Origin of the sequence: Amycolatopsis sp. NPDC051372 (genome assembly GCF_040682095.1) — a bacterium.
Classification (GTDB): domain Bacteria; phylum Actinomycetota; class Actinomycetes; order Mycobacteriales; family Pseudonocardiaceae; genus Amycolatopsis.
In genome coordinates, this window is the sequence record NZ_JBFBAF010000002.1 from 180,791 (window position 1) to 196,026 (window position 15,236).

Sequence of the window (15,236 nt, forward strand, 5' to 3'; positions counted from 1 at the left end):
TCGATCAGCTTGCTGGCTCTCGATCGTCAACCTAGTACCCCGTGCAGGACCGCTGTGACGACGGCGTCCGCGTAGGTGTGGTCGAGCGGGCGGCGGCCGGTGAGCAAGCGGTAGTGCAGCGGCGCGAAGACCAAGTCCAGCAGCAGGTCCACGTCGGCGTCCGGACCGACGACCTCGCGGACCGCGGCGCGGACGGGGGCGCGGCGGGGCTCGAACCAGTGCTCGTCGAGGCGGGCGGCGAGGTCGGGGTCTTGCTGCGCGGCGCCGAGCAGGCCGGTGAAGACGCGGCCCAGCACCGTGTCCACGTAGAGGTCGGCGAAGTGGCGGGCGTGGGCGCGCAACAGGCCTTCGGCGGTGGTGGCGCGCGTGGTGACCGGATTGGCGCGGGCGTGGTCGAGGAAGGCTTCGAGCACCACGGCGGCTTTGCTGGGCCACCAGCGGTACACGGTGCGCTTGCCGACGCCGGCGCGCGCGGCGATGGCGTCGACGCTCACCGCGGCCCAGCCGCCGGCGGCGGTGAGGTCCCAGGCGGCGTCGAGGATCGCGCGGTGGGTCTGGGGGTTGCGGCGGGTGGCGTCAGGCACCGCGCACCGCCCACGCGGCGGCCAGGCGGCGGTTGACCTCGGTGATCGGGCCGACGAGGTCGTCGTAGGGCTCGTCCCACGGATCCTTCAGGCCCCAGCCACGCTGCGGGTTTTCGACGTAGGCGCACCAGTGCCAGCCCAGGCACCAGTCCAGCGCGGCGAACGCCTCGGCGGTGCGGACGTACCCGGCGGCGCGGTCGGCCTGGTCGCGCATGCTGCCGGTGCGGTGCGGGCTCAGCCGCGTGGGGCACCAGTTGCCGGTGTCGGCGACGAGCACCGGCAGGCCGGTCCTCGTGTGCCAGCGTTCGAGCGTCTCCAGCGCCGTGTCCAGCGCGCCCGGGCCCGGGAACGTCTGCACCGACAGCACGTCGACGTGCTTCGCGGCGGCATCGAGGACTTCGTCCGGTGCGCCCGCTTTCGTGCCGAAGCGGTCACCGAGGATCAGGTGGTTCGGGTCGTGGCGGCGGATCGCCGCGGTGGCCGTGGCGTAGTAGGCCTCGGCCGTCTCGGCGAGCGGGCCGGGCCAGCCGGCGCCCGTCGGGTGGCGCGCCCAGGCCGGCCCGTCGACGAGGAAGTACCCGAGCAGCAACGGATCCTCCGGGCGGCACAGCGTGCGGGCCAGGTGGTCGCAGTACTCGGCGAACGCGGGCGAGCGCGGGTCGCGGTAGGCCGGGTGCCCGTTCCACGACTCGATCTCCGCGACCCGCAACGCCTGCACATACGGCAACCCGGCCTCGGCGACGTCCGCCCCCGGCAGGTCCTCCGCGTGCCCCAGGTCCACGACGGTGCCCGTGACGCCGAGCCCGGTGCCGCTGATGTACTCCGCGGTCGAGCCGACCGCGGTGAACCCCCAGGCGCGCAGATCCACGCCCAGGCCGTCGCGAAGCCACTTCTCGCGCGAGCCGCCGTAGCGCGTGCGCCAGATGTCCTGATTGTGCGGGTATCGGAGGTTCGTGTCATGCGCGTGCGCGACCCCGATCGACGGGAACGGCTCGCCGTCCGGCCCCGTGAACGTCCATCGGCCGTGGCGGATGACTGTGAAGAACGCCATGGGTTGAGGATACGAACCGGTTCGTCTCCCCTGCTGTCCGGGGTCACCCGCCTGCGTGAGCGGAGGGGCGCGCCGGGACCGCCGGTGTCACCATCACCGCCATGAGGTGGGAAGGCGTGGCCTGGGCCGCGGGCGTACTGGTGGGCATCGGGCTCGCGGCGGGGGCCGGGGTGTGGGTGCACTCCGCCGAGCGCACGGCCGGGGACACGTGGCACTCCATCGGCACGGAGGAACCCGACCGGATCGACGTGAACGCCACCGTGCAGAAGGTCGACGCCGTCGCGCGGGAGGTGACGTTGCGGGTGCTCGTGGTGCCGCGCGGGCGGCTCGGCGAGGACGACGGGGTCGCGCCGGCGAGTGACCTCACGTTGCTGAACTCCTCGAGCCTGCGCGGTGACCAGACGTTCCCCGCCCACGAGCGGATCGCGAGCGCCGATCTGCCGATCGCGCTGACGGGCGGCGCGATCACCGACTACCCGTTCGACGGCTACGAGAGCCACATCCAGTTCGCCGCCGTGCAGGACGGCAAGCCGGTGCCGGTGCTGCTCACCGTGGACAAGGTCGACAGCCTGTTCGGCCTCGCGGTGACCGGCTCCGACAGCTCGGGCGGCCTCGACATCCGCCTCACCCGCGCGACGAGCGTGCTCGTGTTCGCGCTGTTCATGATGTTCGCGATGTGGGCGATCGCCGTCGCGGTGGCGCTCGGTGCGCGCCACCTCGTGGCGCGGCGCGGCGGGCTGGTGTGGCCGGCGTTCGGGTTCATGGCCGCGTCGCTGTTCGCGCTGGCCTCCTTCCGCAACGCCGCTCCGGGGTCGCCGCCGATCGGCACGCTGCTGGACTACACGGCGTTCCTGTGGGCCGAGCTGATCGTGGCGCTGAGCGTGTTCGCGTCGGTGGTCGCCGGCGCCGTCGTGGAGCGGGCGAATCGCGCCGGATAGCGAAGAGCTGTCTGTTTCGCGCTCGCCCGTGAGTCGCCCCTGCGACACCCGACGACGAGGGAGCGCACCGTGATCACTCCGAACCTGGCCTGGCAACTCGACCACCAGACGCGCCGCGACCACCGCGACGCCGACGAACGTCTCGGCCGCCTGGCGGCATTTCTCACTCGGCGGCGCCGGCGGACGAGTGTCCGTGCGACGATCCGGGGCGAGCACCGACCCCAGGGAGCGCGCACATGGCCCGGCACCACCTCGACCCGACCCGTGAAACCACGATCGACGTCTTCAACCGGGACACCGAGCCCGTCCTGACCGTCGACCCCGGGGACACGGTCGTGGTGGGTTCGCTGGACTGCCACGGGTTCCTGGAACGCCAGCGCACACCCGGCGAGCAGCGGCCACGGATGATCGACCCGAGCCGGGGCCACTGCCTCACCGGCCCGATCGCCGTGCGTGGCGCGGAGCCGGGCACGGTGCTCGCCGTGCACCTGGACGACCTGCGGCCCGGCGACTGGGGCTGGACCGTCTCGGCGTCGAAGGACAACTGGCTCACGCGCAAGCTCGGCGTCGCCGGCGGCCCGCCCGGACGGCTGCTGTGGGAGCTCGACGCCGGCGAGCGCACCGGCACCAACGACCGCGGCCAGACCGTGGCGCTGGCGCCGTTCCTCGGGGTGATCGGCCTGCCGCCGGCCGAGCCGGGCGACCACTCCACGGTGCCGCCGCGCCCGGAAGGCGGCGGCAACATCGACTGCCGCGGGCTCGTGGCGGGCTCGACGCTGTACCTGCCCGTGACGGTCCCCGGCGCGCGGCTGCTCGCCGGCGACGGGCACGCGGCCCAGGGCGACGGCGAGGTCGGCGGCACGGCCATCGAATGCCCGATGACCACCGAGCTCACGCTGGACCTCACCACCGACCGGCCCGTGCCCGGCATCCATGCCGAGACGCCCGCCGGGCGCATCACGTTCGGCTTCCACACCGATCTCAACGAGGCCACCGCCGAGGCGCTCGGCGCGATGCTCACGTGGCTGCAGAAGCTCTACGACCTCGACCGCCCCACCGCGCTGGCGCTCGCGAGCCCGGTGGTCGACCTGCGCGTCACCCAGGTCGCCAACCAAACCTGGGGTGTGCACGCCGTACTCCCCGCCGACGCGATCCGCTGATCGATCCGGCGAAGTGTGCCTACGCGGCCACTCGGGTCTGCCCGGGGCGCGCACTGGTCTGGTCCATCCGTGACCCAGGTGCGATCACGCCTTAATTCGAGTCGAGAAATAACGGACTTCCGTAGGGTCCGGACCTCTTGACGCCATCCTCTTTGTCCGGTCAGGATCGCCAAGGCCCGCTTTGGGCCCGTCCCCGCCGCCCTCTGCAGAACGGACTGTCGATGGCCAGAAGATCCCCCGGGTGGTCCCGGGCCCGAAGGACCACGTTCGCCGCGCTCGCGAGCCTCACCCTCCTCGGCGGCGTCGCGAACGCGGCGCCCGCCCCCGCCGCACCGGCCACGCCCGCCGCGGCGCAGCCCGAGATCGGGCAGCCCGCGCTGGACAAGAACGGCTGCGCGCGCATCGAGAAGACCCTGCCGACCCTTTCGGACTGGCCGAAGGTCGACAGCAGGATGCAGAAGAACCCGCAAGACGAGGCGCGCATCGCGAAGATCCTCTCCGGCATGACGCTGGAGGAGAAGGTCGGGCAGATGACGCAGCCCGAGATCAACGCGATCACCCCCGACGAGGTCAAGCAGTACGCGATCGGCTCGGTGCTCAACGGCGGCGGCTCGTGGCCCGGCGGCAACAAGCACGCCACACAGCAGGACTGGCTCAACCTCGCCGACGCCTACTGGAGCGCGTCGAAGACCAGCCGCACGAAGATCCCCGTGATCTGGGGCATCGACGCCGTGCACGGCAACAACAACGTCTACGGCGCCACCGTCTTCCCGCAGAACATCGCGCTCGGCGCCGCCCACGACCCGTGCCTGGTCCGCGACGTCGAGAACGCCACCGCGCGCCAGATCCGCGCCACCGGCCAGGACTGGGCCTTCGCCCCCACGCTCGCCGTGGTGCAGGACGACCGCTGGGGCCGCACGTACGAGGGCTTCTCCGAGGACCCGCGCATCGCCCGCGCCTACGGCTACGAGGCCATCAACGGCCTGCAGGACGGCGCCACCAAGCGCATCACCTACAACGGCGTGATCGCCACCGCCAAGCACTTCATCGGCGACGGCGGCACGATCAAGGGTCAGGACCAGGGCGTGAACCCCTCGTCCGACGCCGACATGATCAACATCCACGGCCAGGGCTACTACGGCGCGCTCGCCGCGGGCACCCAGACCGTGATGGTGTCGTTCAACAGCTGGACCAACGCCGAGGACGGGATCAACGAGGGCAAGCTGCACGGCAGTGACAAGGCGCTGAACCAGATCCTCAAGGGCAAGATGGGCTTCGACGGTCTCGTCGTGTCGGACTGGAACGGCATCGGCCAGGTCCCCGGCTGCACCAACGCGAGCTGCCCGCAGGCGATCAACGCCGGCGTCGACCTGATCATGGTGCCCGCCGACTGGAAGGCGTTCATCACCAACACGATCGCGCAGGTCAACGACGGCCAGATCCCGATGGCGCGGATCGACGACGCCGTGACCCGCATCCTGCGCGTGAAGCTGCGCGCCGGGATCCTCGACGAGCAGAAGCCGTCGGACCGCTCCTACGCCAACTCCGACGAGGCGCTCACGGACAACTGGCTCGCCCGCGACGCCGTGCGTGAGTCGCAGACGCTGCTGAAGAACAACGGCAACGTGCTGCCGCTCAAGCCGAAGTCGAAGGTGCTGGTGGTCGGCAAGAGCGCCGACAGCATCCAGAACCAGACCGGCGGCTGGACGCTGTCGTGGCAGGGCACCGGCAACACCAACGCCGACTTCCCCAACGCCACCTCGATCCTCGGCGGGCTCAAGGAAGACCTCGGCGACGCCAACGTCACCTTCAGCGAGAAGGGCGACGTCGACCCGACCGGCTACGACGCCGTGATCGCCGTGATCGGCGAGACGCCTTATGCCGAGGGCGTGGGCGACCTGCAGCGCAAGTCGCTGGAGGCCGCGAAGCTCTACCCCGAGGACCTCGCCGTACTGGACAAGGTCAGCGGCAAGGGTGTCCCGGTCGTCACCGCCTACGTCGGCGGCCGTCCGCTGTACCTGAACAAGGAGATCAACCGCTCCGACGCGTTCGTGGCGGCCTGGCTGCCCGGCACCGAGGGCGGCGGCGTAGCGGACATGATGGTCAAGGGCAAGGACGGCACGGGGTACCAGGGCAAGCTGTCCTACTCGTGGCCGAAGAGCGCGTGCCAGACGCCGCTCAACCCGTGGAGCCCGGACTACGACCCGCTGTTCGCGCTGGGCTACGGCCTCAAGACCGGTCAGCGCGCCACCGTGGCGAAGCTCGACGAGACCGAGGGCCCGACGACCTGCGGGTCGACCGGCGGCGGGGGCACCGCGACCGAGGACCTGTCGATCTTCGACCGCACGGACATCGCGCCGTACAAGAGCTACATCGGCTCGGCCTCGAACTGGGGCGGCACCGAGATCGGCCCCGACGGCACCGCGGAGCACCCGGAGATCACCGTGACTCCGGCCGACGTCAACGTGCAGGCCGACGGCCTCAAGACGACGTGGACCGGCACCGGCGCGGCACAGCTGTACCTGCAGAGCCCCGCGACCAGCGACCTGCGCGGGTACCCCAACGCGGACGGGGCGCTCGAGTTCGACGTGATCGTGAACTCGCCACCGGTGAACCGCACCGTGGTGAGCATGCACTGCGTCTACCCGTGCTTCTCGGAGGTCAACGCCACCAAGCTGTTCACGGACCTGCCGGCCGGGAGCAAGTCGACGGTGAAGATCCCGCTCTCGTGCTTCGCGAACGGGCTCGACTTCGAGAACGTCAACACGCCGTTCCTGGTCTACACCGACGGCGCGTTCTCGGCGTCGTTCGCGAACGTGAGGTGGTCGCCAGGCGGAGCGAAAGATCCGGACGCTGTGAAGTGTTCGGATCTGACGTGAGGTGAGTGCCGGGGCGCTCGCGGGATTTCTCCCGCGAGCGCCCCGCACTGTGGGATGAGCACTGTGGGATGAGCGCTGTCATGCGGCCAGTTCGAGAATCCGTTCTTCGGCCTGGGCCAGGGATTTCTCCGCCAGGTCCTCCAGCCCGGCCAGCGCGGGGATGTCGCCGACGCGCGTCAGCTCAGCGTGCACGAACGCGAGATTTTCGGGGCTGACGCCCAGGTTCGTGAGGTACGCCCGCAGGTACGGTTCCTGGAAGTCGTACCCCTCGCGCGGAGTGCCCGGGCCGTACGCGCCGCCGCGCGCCGTGATCACCACGAACCTGGTGTCGCCCAAGGCGTTCGCGAACACGCCGGGGAACGTCACGCGGTCGATCCACGCCTTCAGCGCGGCGGGCACGGAGAAGTTGTACATCGGCACGCCCAGCAGCACGGTGCCGGCTTCGCGCAGCTCTGTGACCAGCGGCAGAGTCAGCGCCCATTCGCGGCGTTCGGCGTCGTCGGCGGCCAGCGCGGCGATGTCGTCCGGCGGCACGATCCCCCGGCGTTCGACGCGGCGGCCGAGCCGGGCGTAAGGCTCGCGGATCGGCGGCACGGGGTCGGCGGCCAGGTCGCGGTGGCGCACCTGGCCGCACCAGTGCCGCACGAACAGCGAGGTCAGCCGCCGTGTCACGGACTCCGCGCCGTCGGCGCTCGAGTCGACGCGCAGCAGGGGCGCTAGCATGTCGGTCATCCGGTTCCTCTCCTCAGGTCCAGCGGGTCGGGCTCACTCACCCACCCCGACGCACCACGAAGAGGAAAGGTGACCGATGCCCGAAACCCTGGCGGCCCGGTTCGAAGCGGAACGGCCCCGGCTGCGCGCGCTCGCGCGGCGGATGCTCGGCTCGGCGGCCGAAGCCGAGGACGCCGTGCAGGAATCCTGGCTGCGGCTGGCGTCGGCGTCCGGCGTCGACAACTTGGCGCCCTGGCTGACCACCGTCGTTTCGCGGATCTGCCTCGACCTGCTGCGCGCGCGGCGGGAGACGCCGTTCTCGCAGGTGCCGGACCACGGGGTCGCGGGTCCGGAGGAGGATCTGGAACTCGCCGACGAGGTCGGCCGGGCGCTGCTCGTGGTGCTGGCGACGCTCGCACCCGCCGAGCGCGTGGCGTTCGTGCTGCACGACTTGTTCTCGGTGCCCTTCGACGCCGTCGGCCCCATCCTGAACCGCTCGCCCGCGACGGCGAAGAAACTCGCGAGCCGGGCGCGGCTGCGGGTACGCGGCACTCCCGCGGCCGGGTCCGCGGTCGGTGAGCACCGGAAGGTCGTGGAGGCGTTCCTGGCCGCGGCCCGCGGCGGTGATCTCGCCGTGCTGCTCGAACTGCTCGCACCCGACGTCGTCCGGCACGCCGACCCGGCCGCGTTGCCGCCCGGCGCCGCCGCGGTCCTCCGCGGCGCTGACGCCGTCGCGCGCGGCACCACCGCGTTCGCCGACCGCGCGCGCCTCGCGGAGCCCGCTCTGGTGGACGGCACCGTCGGGCTGGTGCTGGCGCCCTACGGCCGGCTGACGGGCGTGCTCAAGGTGTCGGTGACGGCGGGGCGGGTCGCCGCGTACGAGGTGATCGCGGACCCGGAGCGGCTCGCGAAGGTGGCGGTCGCCGTCCTCCCGTGAGCGCACCGCATTCGCGCGGTAATCGCACGATGGTGTGACACTTTGAGTCAAAGTGCAACATCAGCGAAGGTGATCATCTACGTTTCAGCCGGATGGTCCACTTCGTTCAGGGGCGTGGACCGCGACACCGGAGGGGACCATGTCCATCACCAGGAAGATCGCCGTGCTCGGCGCGCTGTCCGCAGTGGCGGCAACTTTGTTCACGGGCACCGCGTCGGCCAAGACGGAAAAGAACTGCACCGCGTCGTTCTGCAACACCACGGACGGAAGCGGCCTGTACGTGAACCAGGTCATCGCGTTGCGGCAACAGCCGATCAAGGCGAAGTACGGGTACTTCCAGGTCTTCGGGCGCGGCTGGAGCCGCGGGCCGACATCCTCGGGCACCACCGCGGCGCAGGTCATCCACATCGGACAGCAGGTGGTGAAGAACGAGCTCGTGTGCCTGCGCTTCCTGGCGCGGGAGAACGGAAAGTGGAAGGAAATCGGCCCGCCGGCGTGCACCACGGCGCCGTTCTGATCGCTGCGCGCTTTGCCGGTCATCGCTCTGTGCTGATCACTGCCTCGTCGGCCGCCGTGTAGGTCGTTATACAGCTCGGTGGTCTTAGGGGAATGGCCACGAGTTCGTGACGCATACGCGGTGGTCGGCCGGCACGGCGCCCTGGTCGCCGCCGGGGACGTTGTTGAGGCGGGCGACGTAATCGTCGGCGACGCCGAAGGTCTGTTGCATCATCACGGGCGCCGGCCGGCCGGTGCCGCCGCAGCCGACGTGGGAGTGGCCCAGCGCGTGGCCGACCTCGTGGTTGATCGCGTACTGCCGGTAGGCGGTCATGTTCGCCCCGAAGGCCTTCGCGCCGCGTACCCAGCGCGAGAGGTTGATCAGCACGCGGTGCATGCTGCGGCGGAAGCAGGAAGCCTCGTAGGTGATGGAAAACCCGCAGGCGTCGGCGCGGTGCGTGGAGTCGGGGGTGGAGAGGCTGACGCGGAAGTCCGGGTGCGGGTCGCTCGCGTCCACCCGCTGCAGCGCGACCTTGCCGTCCGCGGTCCAGCTCTTCGGGTCGGACAGGATGCCCTGCACGGCGGCCGCGAAGCTGTCGTCGCCGGCGTAGCTCGCCGGGTCGATGCCGTCCTCGACCTCGACGGTGTAGCGGTAGAGGCGGCCGGTGCCGATCTTCGGGCCGGAGCCGGGGATCACGTGCCACTTGCCCCGGCCGGTCTGCGTGTACGGGCCGCCGCCGGGCAGGTCGGCGGTGGGGGCGTTCGGATCGGCCGGCTTCGCCGGGTTCTCGGGAACGCCCGGCTCGAGGGAGTCCACGGAGGACTCGGACCGGGACTCGGCGTGAGCTTGTCCGGAAGTCGGGGCCTGCTGCTGCGCCGCCGTCGACGGGGCCGAGGTCGTCGCCGTGTTGACCAGCACGAGCACGGTGAGCACGACCATGACCGGCAGCGCGTAGACGCGCCAGCCGTAGGTGCGCAGGAAGCCCTTCTTCCTTCTCGCGGATCTCCGCTCCGGCAACGGTTTCCACGAGGCGCGCAACGGTTCCCGCGTCCGCGTTTCGTCCTGCGCCACGCACTTCCCCAGCTCTCCGGTGACAGTTCCTCCCTGTCCAACGGGTGGGACGGCCGAAAGGTTGAGACCAAACCGCCCGGGTCACGGGCGGTGACCCCGACTTTCGTCGGTTCCGGACGACGGCGTTCACCATCGACCGCCACGGCGAGAGCGCCTCGAACTACGGCGACGCCAAGTACTGGGACGACAACGCCCGCAAGCACGGCTACCGCGTCGACAACACGCCCACCCCGGGCTCCATCGCCCAGACCGACGCGGGCCGCTACGGCCACGTCGCCGTCGTCGACAGCGTCCACGGCTCCACCGTCACGGTCGAGGACTACAACTGGGCCGGCGACGGCCACTACCTCGTCCACGACCTGAACAAGGGCGACTTCCGCTACATCCACTTCTACAACTGAGCGTTCCCCGAACCCTCGGCCGGACGGCGCTTTCCCGCCGTCCGGCCGGGTCCGCGTCGGACCCCCTGTGAAATCCGGGCCGGCGCTTTCGCCGTCGCCGAAGCGCACCATGAGGCGATGAGCGATCGCGACGAGTTCCTGGCGTGGGTCGAGACCACGGTGCACGACGCGGAGTTCGCGCTGCACAACGGAGACCCGGCGCCCCGGCGTGCGATCTGGTCGCGGGCCGAGCCCGTGAGCGTGCTGGGCGCGTGGCGCAACGCCCACGGCCGGCGCGAGGTCGACGGCCTCTTCACGGCGCTGGGCGAGACCTTCTCCGCCTGCACTGCCTACCGCTTCGAACTGCTGGCCTGCGACGTCGTCGGCGACATGGCCTACACCACGGGATTCGAGCACACCACGGTGTCCGTGAACGGTGAGCCACGCACGTACACCCTGCGGGCGACGCAGGTCTACCGCCGCGAAGATGGAGCGTGGCGCGTGGCCCACCGGCACGGGGACACAGTCACCTGACCGGACGACCCGGACGCGGGTTCAGCGCACCCGCGGGCGATGACCCCGTTCCTGGTGCGGCACCTCCTGCCCGCCGGTGGGCGCGGCCGGCTTCGGCAGCTGCGCCACCTCGTACTGGGCCAGGTTGTACTGCCCCTGGGTATCGGGCAGGACCGGCGCGTGCTTGCTCGCGTCGTGGAAGCGGAAGACCGAGGTCAGGTCGCCGACGGTGCGGCGGCGCCAGTCACTGATGTTCGGCTCGGCGACGCCGGTCACCTTCTCCAGCAGGCGCAGCTGCGAGGTGTGGTCGAACAGCTCCGAGCTCACCCAGCCGCCGGCGGTCCACGGCGAGACGACGATGCACGGCACGCGGTAGCCCAGCCCCGTCGGCAGGCCGCCGCCCTTGACACCGCTGGGCGAGGTGCCGGAGACGAACTCGCCGGGGGTGCCGGGCTCCGGGGTCGGCGGCAGGACGTGGTCGAACAGGCCGTCGTTCTCGTCGTAGGACAGGATGAACACCGTCTTGGCCCAGACCTCCGGGTTGGCGGCGATCGCGTCGATCTTGCCGGCGACGAACTGGGCGCCGGCGGCCGGCAGGTGCGCGGGGTGCTCGTCGGCGGCGCTCGGCGGCAGCAGCCAGCTCACGGTGGGCAGCTGGTCGTGCAGCGCGTCGTACTCGAACTGGCCCAGCGGCGACGGCGCGATCGCGTTGTCGTAGAGCGGGTCGCCCGGCTTGGCGTCGGCGTAGGCCTTGATCGCGTTGAACGGCGGGAGCCCGGTCGCGCCGCCCGGCGAGTGGTAGACCTTCCAGCTGACGCCCGCTTCCGTAAGCCGCTCGGGGTAGGTCTTGAAGGTGAAGTGCCCGTTGGGGACGTTGCCGGTCTCCAGCGACGGGCCGCCGTACTGGCCGTCGGCGTCGATAGTGCCCGAGAGCCACATGTAGCGGTTCGGCCAGGTCGGGCCGAGCACCGAGCAGTGGTAGGCGTCGCAGATGGCGAACGCGTCGGCCAGCGCGTACTGGAACGGGATGTCCTCGCGCGTGAAGTAGCCCATCGTGTACGGGCCCTTGGTGACGCCGTCGGCCGCGAGGTGCGCCGGCAGCCAGTTGTCCATCTTGCCGTTGTTCCACGCCTGGTGCTGCACGCTCCACGCGTGGCTCGTCGACGGGATCGCCTGCGCCGCGGTGATCTTCGTGTTCAGGCGGTACGGCAGCAGGTAGCCGTCCGGGTGCGACGGGTCGGGCTGGTGGAACACCGAACTGCCACCCGGCAGCCGCAGCGCGTGCGGGTCGTCGAACCCGCGCACCCCGGACAGCGTGCCGAAGTAGTGGTCGAAGCTGCGGTTCTCCTGCATCAGCAACACGACGTGCTCGATGTCGCCCAGGTGCCCGCCGGACGGGGGCGGGGACGCGAGCGCGCCGCGGACGTTCGGCGGGAGTACGGCGGCCGCCGCGGCCAGCCCACCGGCCGCGGCGGCGCCGAACAGCCTGCGGCGGGTCAGCCCGGTTCTCTCGGGGGTGTTGTCCGGGGTCTCGGTCATCGGAAATCCTTCCGGCTTCGGGGCACGGTGGGAGCTCCGACAAGCTTTCGGCCGCGGTTGAGCCCTGAGTGATCCGACCGGTGGCCTCCGGTTGAACTTCCGCTGAACGCCCGCCGAGAAGGGTGATCAGCCCCCTTCGGGCACCGAGGACAACCGTCCACAGAGGATTTTCGGCCCGGGCCGACCCGGGTCGGCCGCCGTCAGTCCGTGCGGGCGCCCGGTGCCTCCTCCGCCGTCACCTCCAGCGGCGCGTCCGGCGCCGGATCGCGGTTGACGATCGTGATGGCGACCGCGCCGATGGCCGCGACGACGGCGAAGAGGTAGAAGCCCCACGGGTAGGCCAGCCCGGCCGTGAGCAGGAAGCCGGTGACGAGCGGGCCGGAGATCGCGCCGAAGCGCCCGATGCCGCTGGCCGCGCCCAGCGCCGTGCCGCGGGCGGCCGCCGGATAGACGCGGGCGACGTAGACGTACACGAGCACCTGCGCGCTGAAGGTGAAGATCCCCGCGAGCAGCACGCCGACGTACACGCTGAAGCCGGGCAGCTTGATGCTCAGCAGCGCGAGGAACACGGCCGCCGCGGCGAACCAGACGATGGTGGAACGGCGGTAGCCCAGGCGGTCGGCGACACGGCCGCCGATCAGCAGGCCGATCACGGCGCCGACGTTGAGCACCAGCAACAGGGCGAGCGCCGCGCCGAGCTCGTAGCCGGCCTCGCGCATGATCTGCGGCAGCCAGGTGTTGAGGCCGTACACGAGCAACAGCCCCATGAACGACGTGACCCAGAACGCGATGGTCGCGCGCCCGTAGCCGTGGCGGAAGAGGATGCCGATCGGGTTGCGCTCGCGCGGCGGCCGGGCCGCGCGGGTACCCCGCGCCTTGAGGAACTCGGCCGACTCCGGCAGGAACTTCACCATCAGCGGCACGAGGACCACCGCCGGAGCGGCGCCGATCACGAACATCCACTCCCAGCCATACCGCTCCACCACGAGGATCCCGAGCAACGCGGTGAGCACCGCGCCCACGTGGTAACCGGTCATGAGCACCGTGGTGGAGCTGCCGCCGCGGCCCACGCGGGCGTACTCGGTGATCAGCGCGAGCGCGGTCGGCAGCACGCCGCCGAGGCCGAGCCCGGCGAGGAAGCGCAGCAGCCCGAACAGCCAGGGGCCGTCGACCACCGCGCACAGCAACGTGAACACCGAGAAGCTCGTGACCGTGAGCAGCATCGTGCCGCGGCGGCCGAACAGGTCGCTCACGGGGCCGATGGTGAGCGCGCCCACGGCCACGCCGAGGAGGCCGACCACGGAGATCAGCGAGGCCGAGTTGGGGTCCAGGCCCCAGCTCGGGACCTTGAGCAGCGCGGGCAGCACCACACCCAGCACCACGAGGTCGAACCCTTCGAGCGCCACCGCCGTCCAGCAGAGCGGGGCGACCCAGCGCGCGTACTTGGCCCGGGGGTCGATCGGGGAGGAGACCGTCATGTCATCACCTGCGTCGTCGGAGGGGACTGGGGAACCGGTGCGTCAGAAGGGATAGCGCGGGAGGTCACCGCGCACGGTGACCCATTGGGTCTCGGTGAACGCCTCCAGGCCCGCGCACCACCGTGGCGCGAGCCCGTGCCCGACTCGCCGACCCCGCCGAACGGCGCGAGCGCCTCGTCGTTCACGGTCTGGTCGTTGATGTGCGCGAGCCCGGACGGGATCCGCTCGGCGAGCGCGAGCCCCTTCGAGACGTCCCGGGTCAGGATGCCGAGTGACAGCCCGTATCCGGTACCGCCGGCCAGGCGGACCGCCTCGTCCACTGTGGAGAACGGCACGACCGGGGCCACCGGCCCGAAGATCTCCTGGGCGTACGCCGGCGCGGTGAGCGGGACATCGGTGAGCACCGTCGGGCTGTAGAAGAGGCCCTCGAACGTGCCGCCGGCAGCCAGCTTCGCGCCCGCGTCGACGCTGCTCGTCACGATCTCGTGGATGCGGTCGCGCTGCCCGGCGTCGATGACCGGGCCGACGGCGACGTCGGCCCGGGCCGGGTCGCCCACGGGCAGGCGGGCGGCGTGCTCGGCGAGCGCGGCCGCGTAGTCGGCGACGATCTTCTCCGCCACGAGGTGGCGGCTGGTGGCCATGCAGATCTGCCCGGAGTGGTTGAACGAGCCGAACGAGCCGACGGACACGGCCTGCTCGACATCGACGTCGTCGAGCACGACCAGTGCCGAGTTCCCGCCCAGTTCCAAGTGGACGCGCTTGAGCCGCTCCCCCGCCGCCGCGGCGATCTGCCGGCCCGCGCGCGTGGAGCCGGTGAACGCGATCACGCGCACCAGCGGATCCTCCACGAGAGCCCCGCCGACGTCGACCCCACCCGGCAGGAGGTGGAACAGACCTTCGGGCAGGCCCGCCTCCTCGAAGACCCGGGCCAGCACCACGCCGCCGCACACGGCCGTGCGCGGATCGGGCTTCATGAGCACGGCGTTGCCCAGCACCAGCGCGGGCGCGATCGCGCGGATCGAGAGGATGATCGGCGCGTTGAACGGCGAGATCACGGCGACGACCCCGGCCGGGACTCGCCGAGCCATCGACAGCCGCGGCTGGTTGGAGCGCAGCAGCTCGCCGTACGGGTGGGCCGCCAGTGCCGCGGCCTCGTGGCACTCCTCGGCCGCGACCGCGCCCGTCTGGAACCGCGCGAACGGCCGCGTGGCCCCGGACTCGCGCACGAGCCACTCATCGATCTCGTCGGCGTGATCTTCGAACAGCCGCGCCGCGCGGCGCAGCACCCGGGCGCGCTGGTCGTAGGGAAGCGCGGCCCACTCCTGCTGCGCGCGATGCGCGGTCTCGGCCGCCTGGGGCACGTCGGCGGCCGACGCGGCGCCGACGCGCGCGAGCACCTGGCCCGTCGCCGGTTCCACGGAGTCGTACTCGCCGCCGGACCCGGGCACCCAGCCGCCGGAGAGGATCCTTCCCTGCCAACGGACCCCGCCGAGCAGCGG

At 71.4% G+C, this 15,236-nt stretch carries 13 protein-coding genes and 1 pseudogene; 7 read left to right on the forward strand and 7 right to left on the reverse strand.

All coding sequences use genetic code 11. The features are described 5' to 3' along the window. Positions 1 to 26: 26 nt before the first annotated feature. Positions 27 to 584, reverse strand: a complete 558-nt coding sequence (locus AB0M56_RS04540; RefSeq protein WP_364171043.1) for a TetR/AcrR family transcriptional regulator — start codon at positions 582 to 584, stop codon at positions 27 to 29. Further along, positions 577 to 1,635 (reverse strand): agarase, encoded by a 1,059-nt coding sequence (locus AB0M56_RS04545; RefSeq protein ID WP_364171045.1) that lies wholly within the window; start codon positions 1,633 to 1,635, stop codon positions 577 to 579. Before AB0M56_RS04545 ends, AB0M56_RS04540 begins: the two co-directional genes overlap by 8 nt. Before the next feature lie 101 nt (positions 1,636 to 1,736). Between AB0M56_RS04545 and AB0M56_RS04550 the strand changes: the two genes are divergently transcribed. The 3 genes from AB0M56_RS04550 (at position 1,737) to AB0M56_RS04560 (ending at position 6,612) form a co-directional block, all read left to right on the forward strand. After that, on the forward strand, positions 1,737 to 2,573 hold the full coding sequence (locus AB0M56_RS04550) for a DUF4436 family protein (protein ID WP_364171047.1): 837 nt from the start codon (positions 1,737 to 1,739) through the stop codon (positions 2,571 to 2,573). Between the two features lie 236 nt (positions 2,574 to 2,809). After that, positions 2,810 to 3,733, forward strand: a complete 924-nt coding sequence (locus tag AB0M56_RS04555) for an acetamidase/formamidase family protein (RefSeq protein ID WP_364171048.1) — start codon at positions 2,810 to 2,812, stop codon at positions 3,731 to 3,733. A gap of 221 nt (positions 3,734 to 3,954) precedes the next feature. Further along, a complete protein-coding gene (locus tag AB0M56_RS04560) occupies positions 3,955 to 6,612 on the forward strand; it encodes an exo 1,3/1,4-beta-D-glucan glucohydrolase (protein WP_364171050.1) in 2,658 nt (885 codons plus the stop codon). A 78-nt stretch (positions 6,613 to 6,690) separates the two neighbouring features. Here AB0M56_RS04560 and AB0M56_RS04565 read toward each other — a convergent pair whose 3' ends face one another. Continuing rightward, positions 6,691 to 7,344, reverse strand: a complete 654-nt coding sequence (locus AB0M56_RS04565) for an NAD(P)H-dependent oxidoreductase (protein WP_364171052.1) — start codon at positions 7,342 to 7,344, stop codon at positions 6,691 to 6,693. 76 nt (positions 7,345 to 7,420) lie between these two features. Here AB0M56_RS04565 and AB0M56_RS04570 point away from each other — a divergent pair, with 76 nt between their 5' ends. Beyond that, positions 7,421 to 8,260 carry a sigma-70 family RNA polymerase sigma factor gene (locus tag AB0M56_RS04570; RefSeq protein ID WP_364171054.1) on the forward strand — a complete coding sequence of 280 codons (840 nt, stop codon included), beginning with the start codon at positions 7,421 to 7,423 and terminating at the stop codon, positions 8,258 to 8,260. A 139-nt stretch (positions 8,261 to 8,399) separates the two neighbouring features. Beyond that, entirely contained in the window at positions 8,400 to 8,777 is a 378-nt protein-coding gene (locus AB0M56_RS04575) for a hypothetical protein (RefSeq protein WP_364171055.1), read from the forward strand. Positions 8,778 to 8,861: 84 nt separating this feature from the next. Here AB0M56_RS04575 and AB0M56_RS04580 read toward each other — a convergent pair whose 3' ends face one another. Then, a complete protein-coding gene (locus AB0M56_RS04580) occupies positions 8,862 to 9,827 on the reverse strand; it encodes a DUF3152 domain-containing protein (RefSeq protein WP_364171056.1) in 966 nt (321 codons plus the stop codon). A gap of 131 nt (positions 9,828 to 9,958) precedes the next feature. Here AB0M56_RS04580 and AB0M56_RS04585 point away from each other — a divergent pair, with 131 nt between their 5' ends. Further along, positions 9,959 to 10,228: a CHAP domain-containing protein gene (locus AB0M56_RS04585; protein ID WP_364171372.1), complete on the forward strand. Its 270-nt coding sequence runs from the start codon at positions 9,959 to 9,961 to the stop codon at positions 10,226 to 10,228. Positions 10,229 to 10,345: 117 nt separating this feature from the next. Then, complete coding sequence (locus tag AB0M56_RS04590; protein ID WP_364171057.1) at positions 10,346 to 10,741, forward strand: nuclear transport factor 2 family protein; 396 nt, start codon at positions 10,346 to 10,348, stop codon at positions 10,739 to 10,741. Positions 10,742 to 10,762: 21 nt separating this feature from the next. Here the strand turns inward: AB0M56_RS04590 and AB0M56_RS04595 are convergent, their stop codons facing one another. The 3 genes and pseudogenes from AB0M56_RS04595 to AB0M56_RS04605 form a co-directional block, all read right to left on the reverse strand. Next, positions 10,763 to 12,259 (reverse strand): alkaline phosphatase family protein, encoded by a 1,497-nt coding sequence (locus AB0M56_RS04595; protein ID WP_364171058.1) that lies wholly within the window; start codon positions 12,257 to 12,259, stop codon positions 10,763 to 10,765. A gap of 200 nt (positions 12,260 to 12,459) precedes the next feature. Then, entirely contained in the window at positions 12,460 to 13,737 is a 1,278-nt protein-coding gene (locus AB0M56_RS04600) for an aromatic acid/H+ symport family MFS transporter (RefSeq protein ID WP_364171059.1), read from the reverse strand. A 42-nt stretch (positions 13,738 to 13,779) separates the two neighbouring features. Then, a pseudogene (locus AB0M56_RS04605) lies at positions 13,780 to 15,233 on the reverse strand (aldehyde dehydrogenase family protein). Positions 15,234 to 15,236: the final 3 nt, after the last annotated feature.

Coding starts and splice junctions, on each gene's coding strand:
- AB0M56_RS04590 (WP_364171057.1), top strand. CDS start 10,346: ATGAGCGATCGCGACGAGTTCCTGGCGTGGGTCGAGACCACGGTGCAC.
- AB0M56_RS04575 (WP_364171055.1), top strand. CDS start 8,400: ATGTCCATCACCAGGAAGATCGCCGTGCTCGGCGCGCTGTCCGCAGTG.
- AB0M56_RS04595 (WP_364171058.1), bottom strand. CDS start 12,259: ATGACCGAGACCCCGGACAACACCCCCGAGAGAACCGGGCTGACCCGC.
- AB0M56_RS04600 (WP_364171059.1), bottom strand. CDS start 13,737: ATGACGGTCTCCTCCCCGATCGACCCCCGGGCCAAGTACGCGCGCTGG.
- AB0M56_RS04570 (WP_364171054.1), top strand. CDS start 7,421: ATGCCCGAAACCCTGGCGGCCCGGTTCGAAGCGGAACGGCCCCGGCTG.
- AB0M56_RS04565 (WP_364171052.1), bottom strand. CDS start 7,344: ATGACCGACATGCTAGCGCCCCTGCTGCGCGTCGACTCGAGCGCCGAC.
- AB0M56_RS04560 (WP_364171050.1), top strand. CDS start 3,955: ATGGCCAGAAGATCCCCCGGGTGGTCCCGGGCCCGAAGGACCACGTTC.
- AB0M56_RS04555 (WP_364171048.1), top strand. CDS start 2,810: ATGGCCCGGCACCACCTCGACCCGACCCGTGAAACCACGATCGACGTC.
- AB0M56_RS04550 (WP_364171047.1), top strand. CDS start 1,737: ATGAGGTGGGAAGGCGTGGCCTGGGCCGCGGGCGTACTGGTGGGCATC.
- AB0M56_RS04545 (WP_364171045.1), bottom strand. CDS start 1,635: ATGGCGTTCTTCACAGTCATCCGCCACGGCCGATGGACGTTCACGGGG.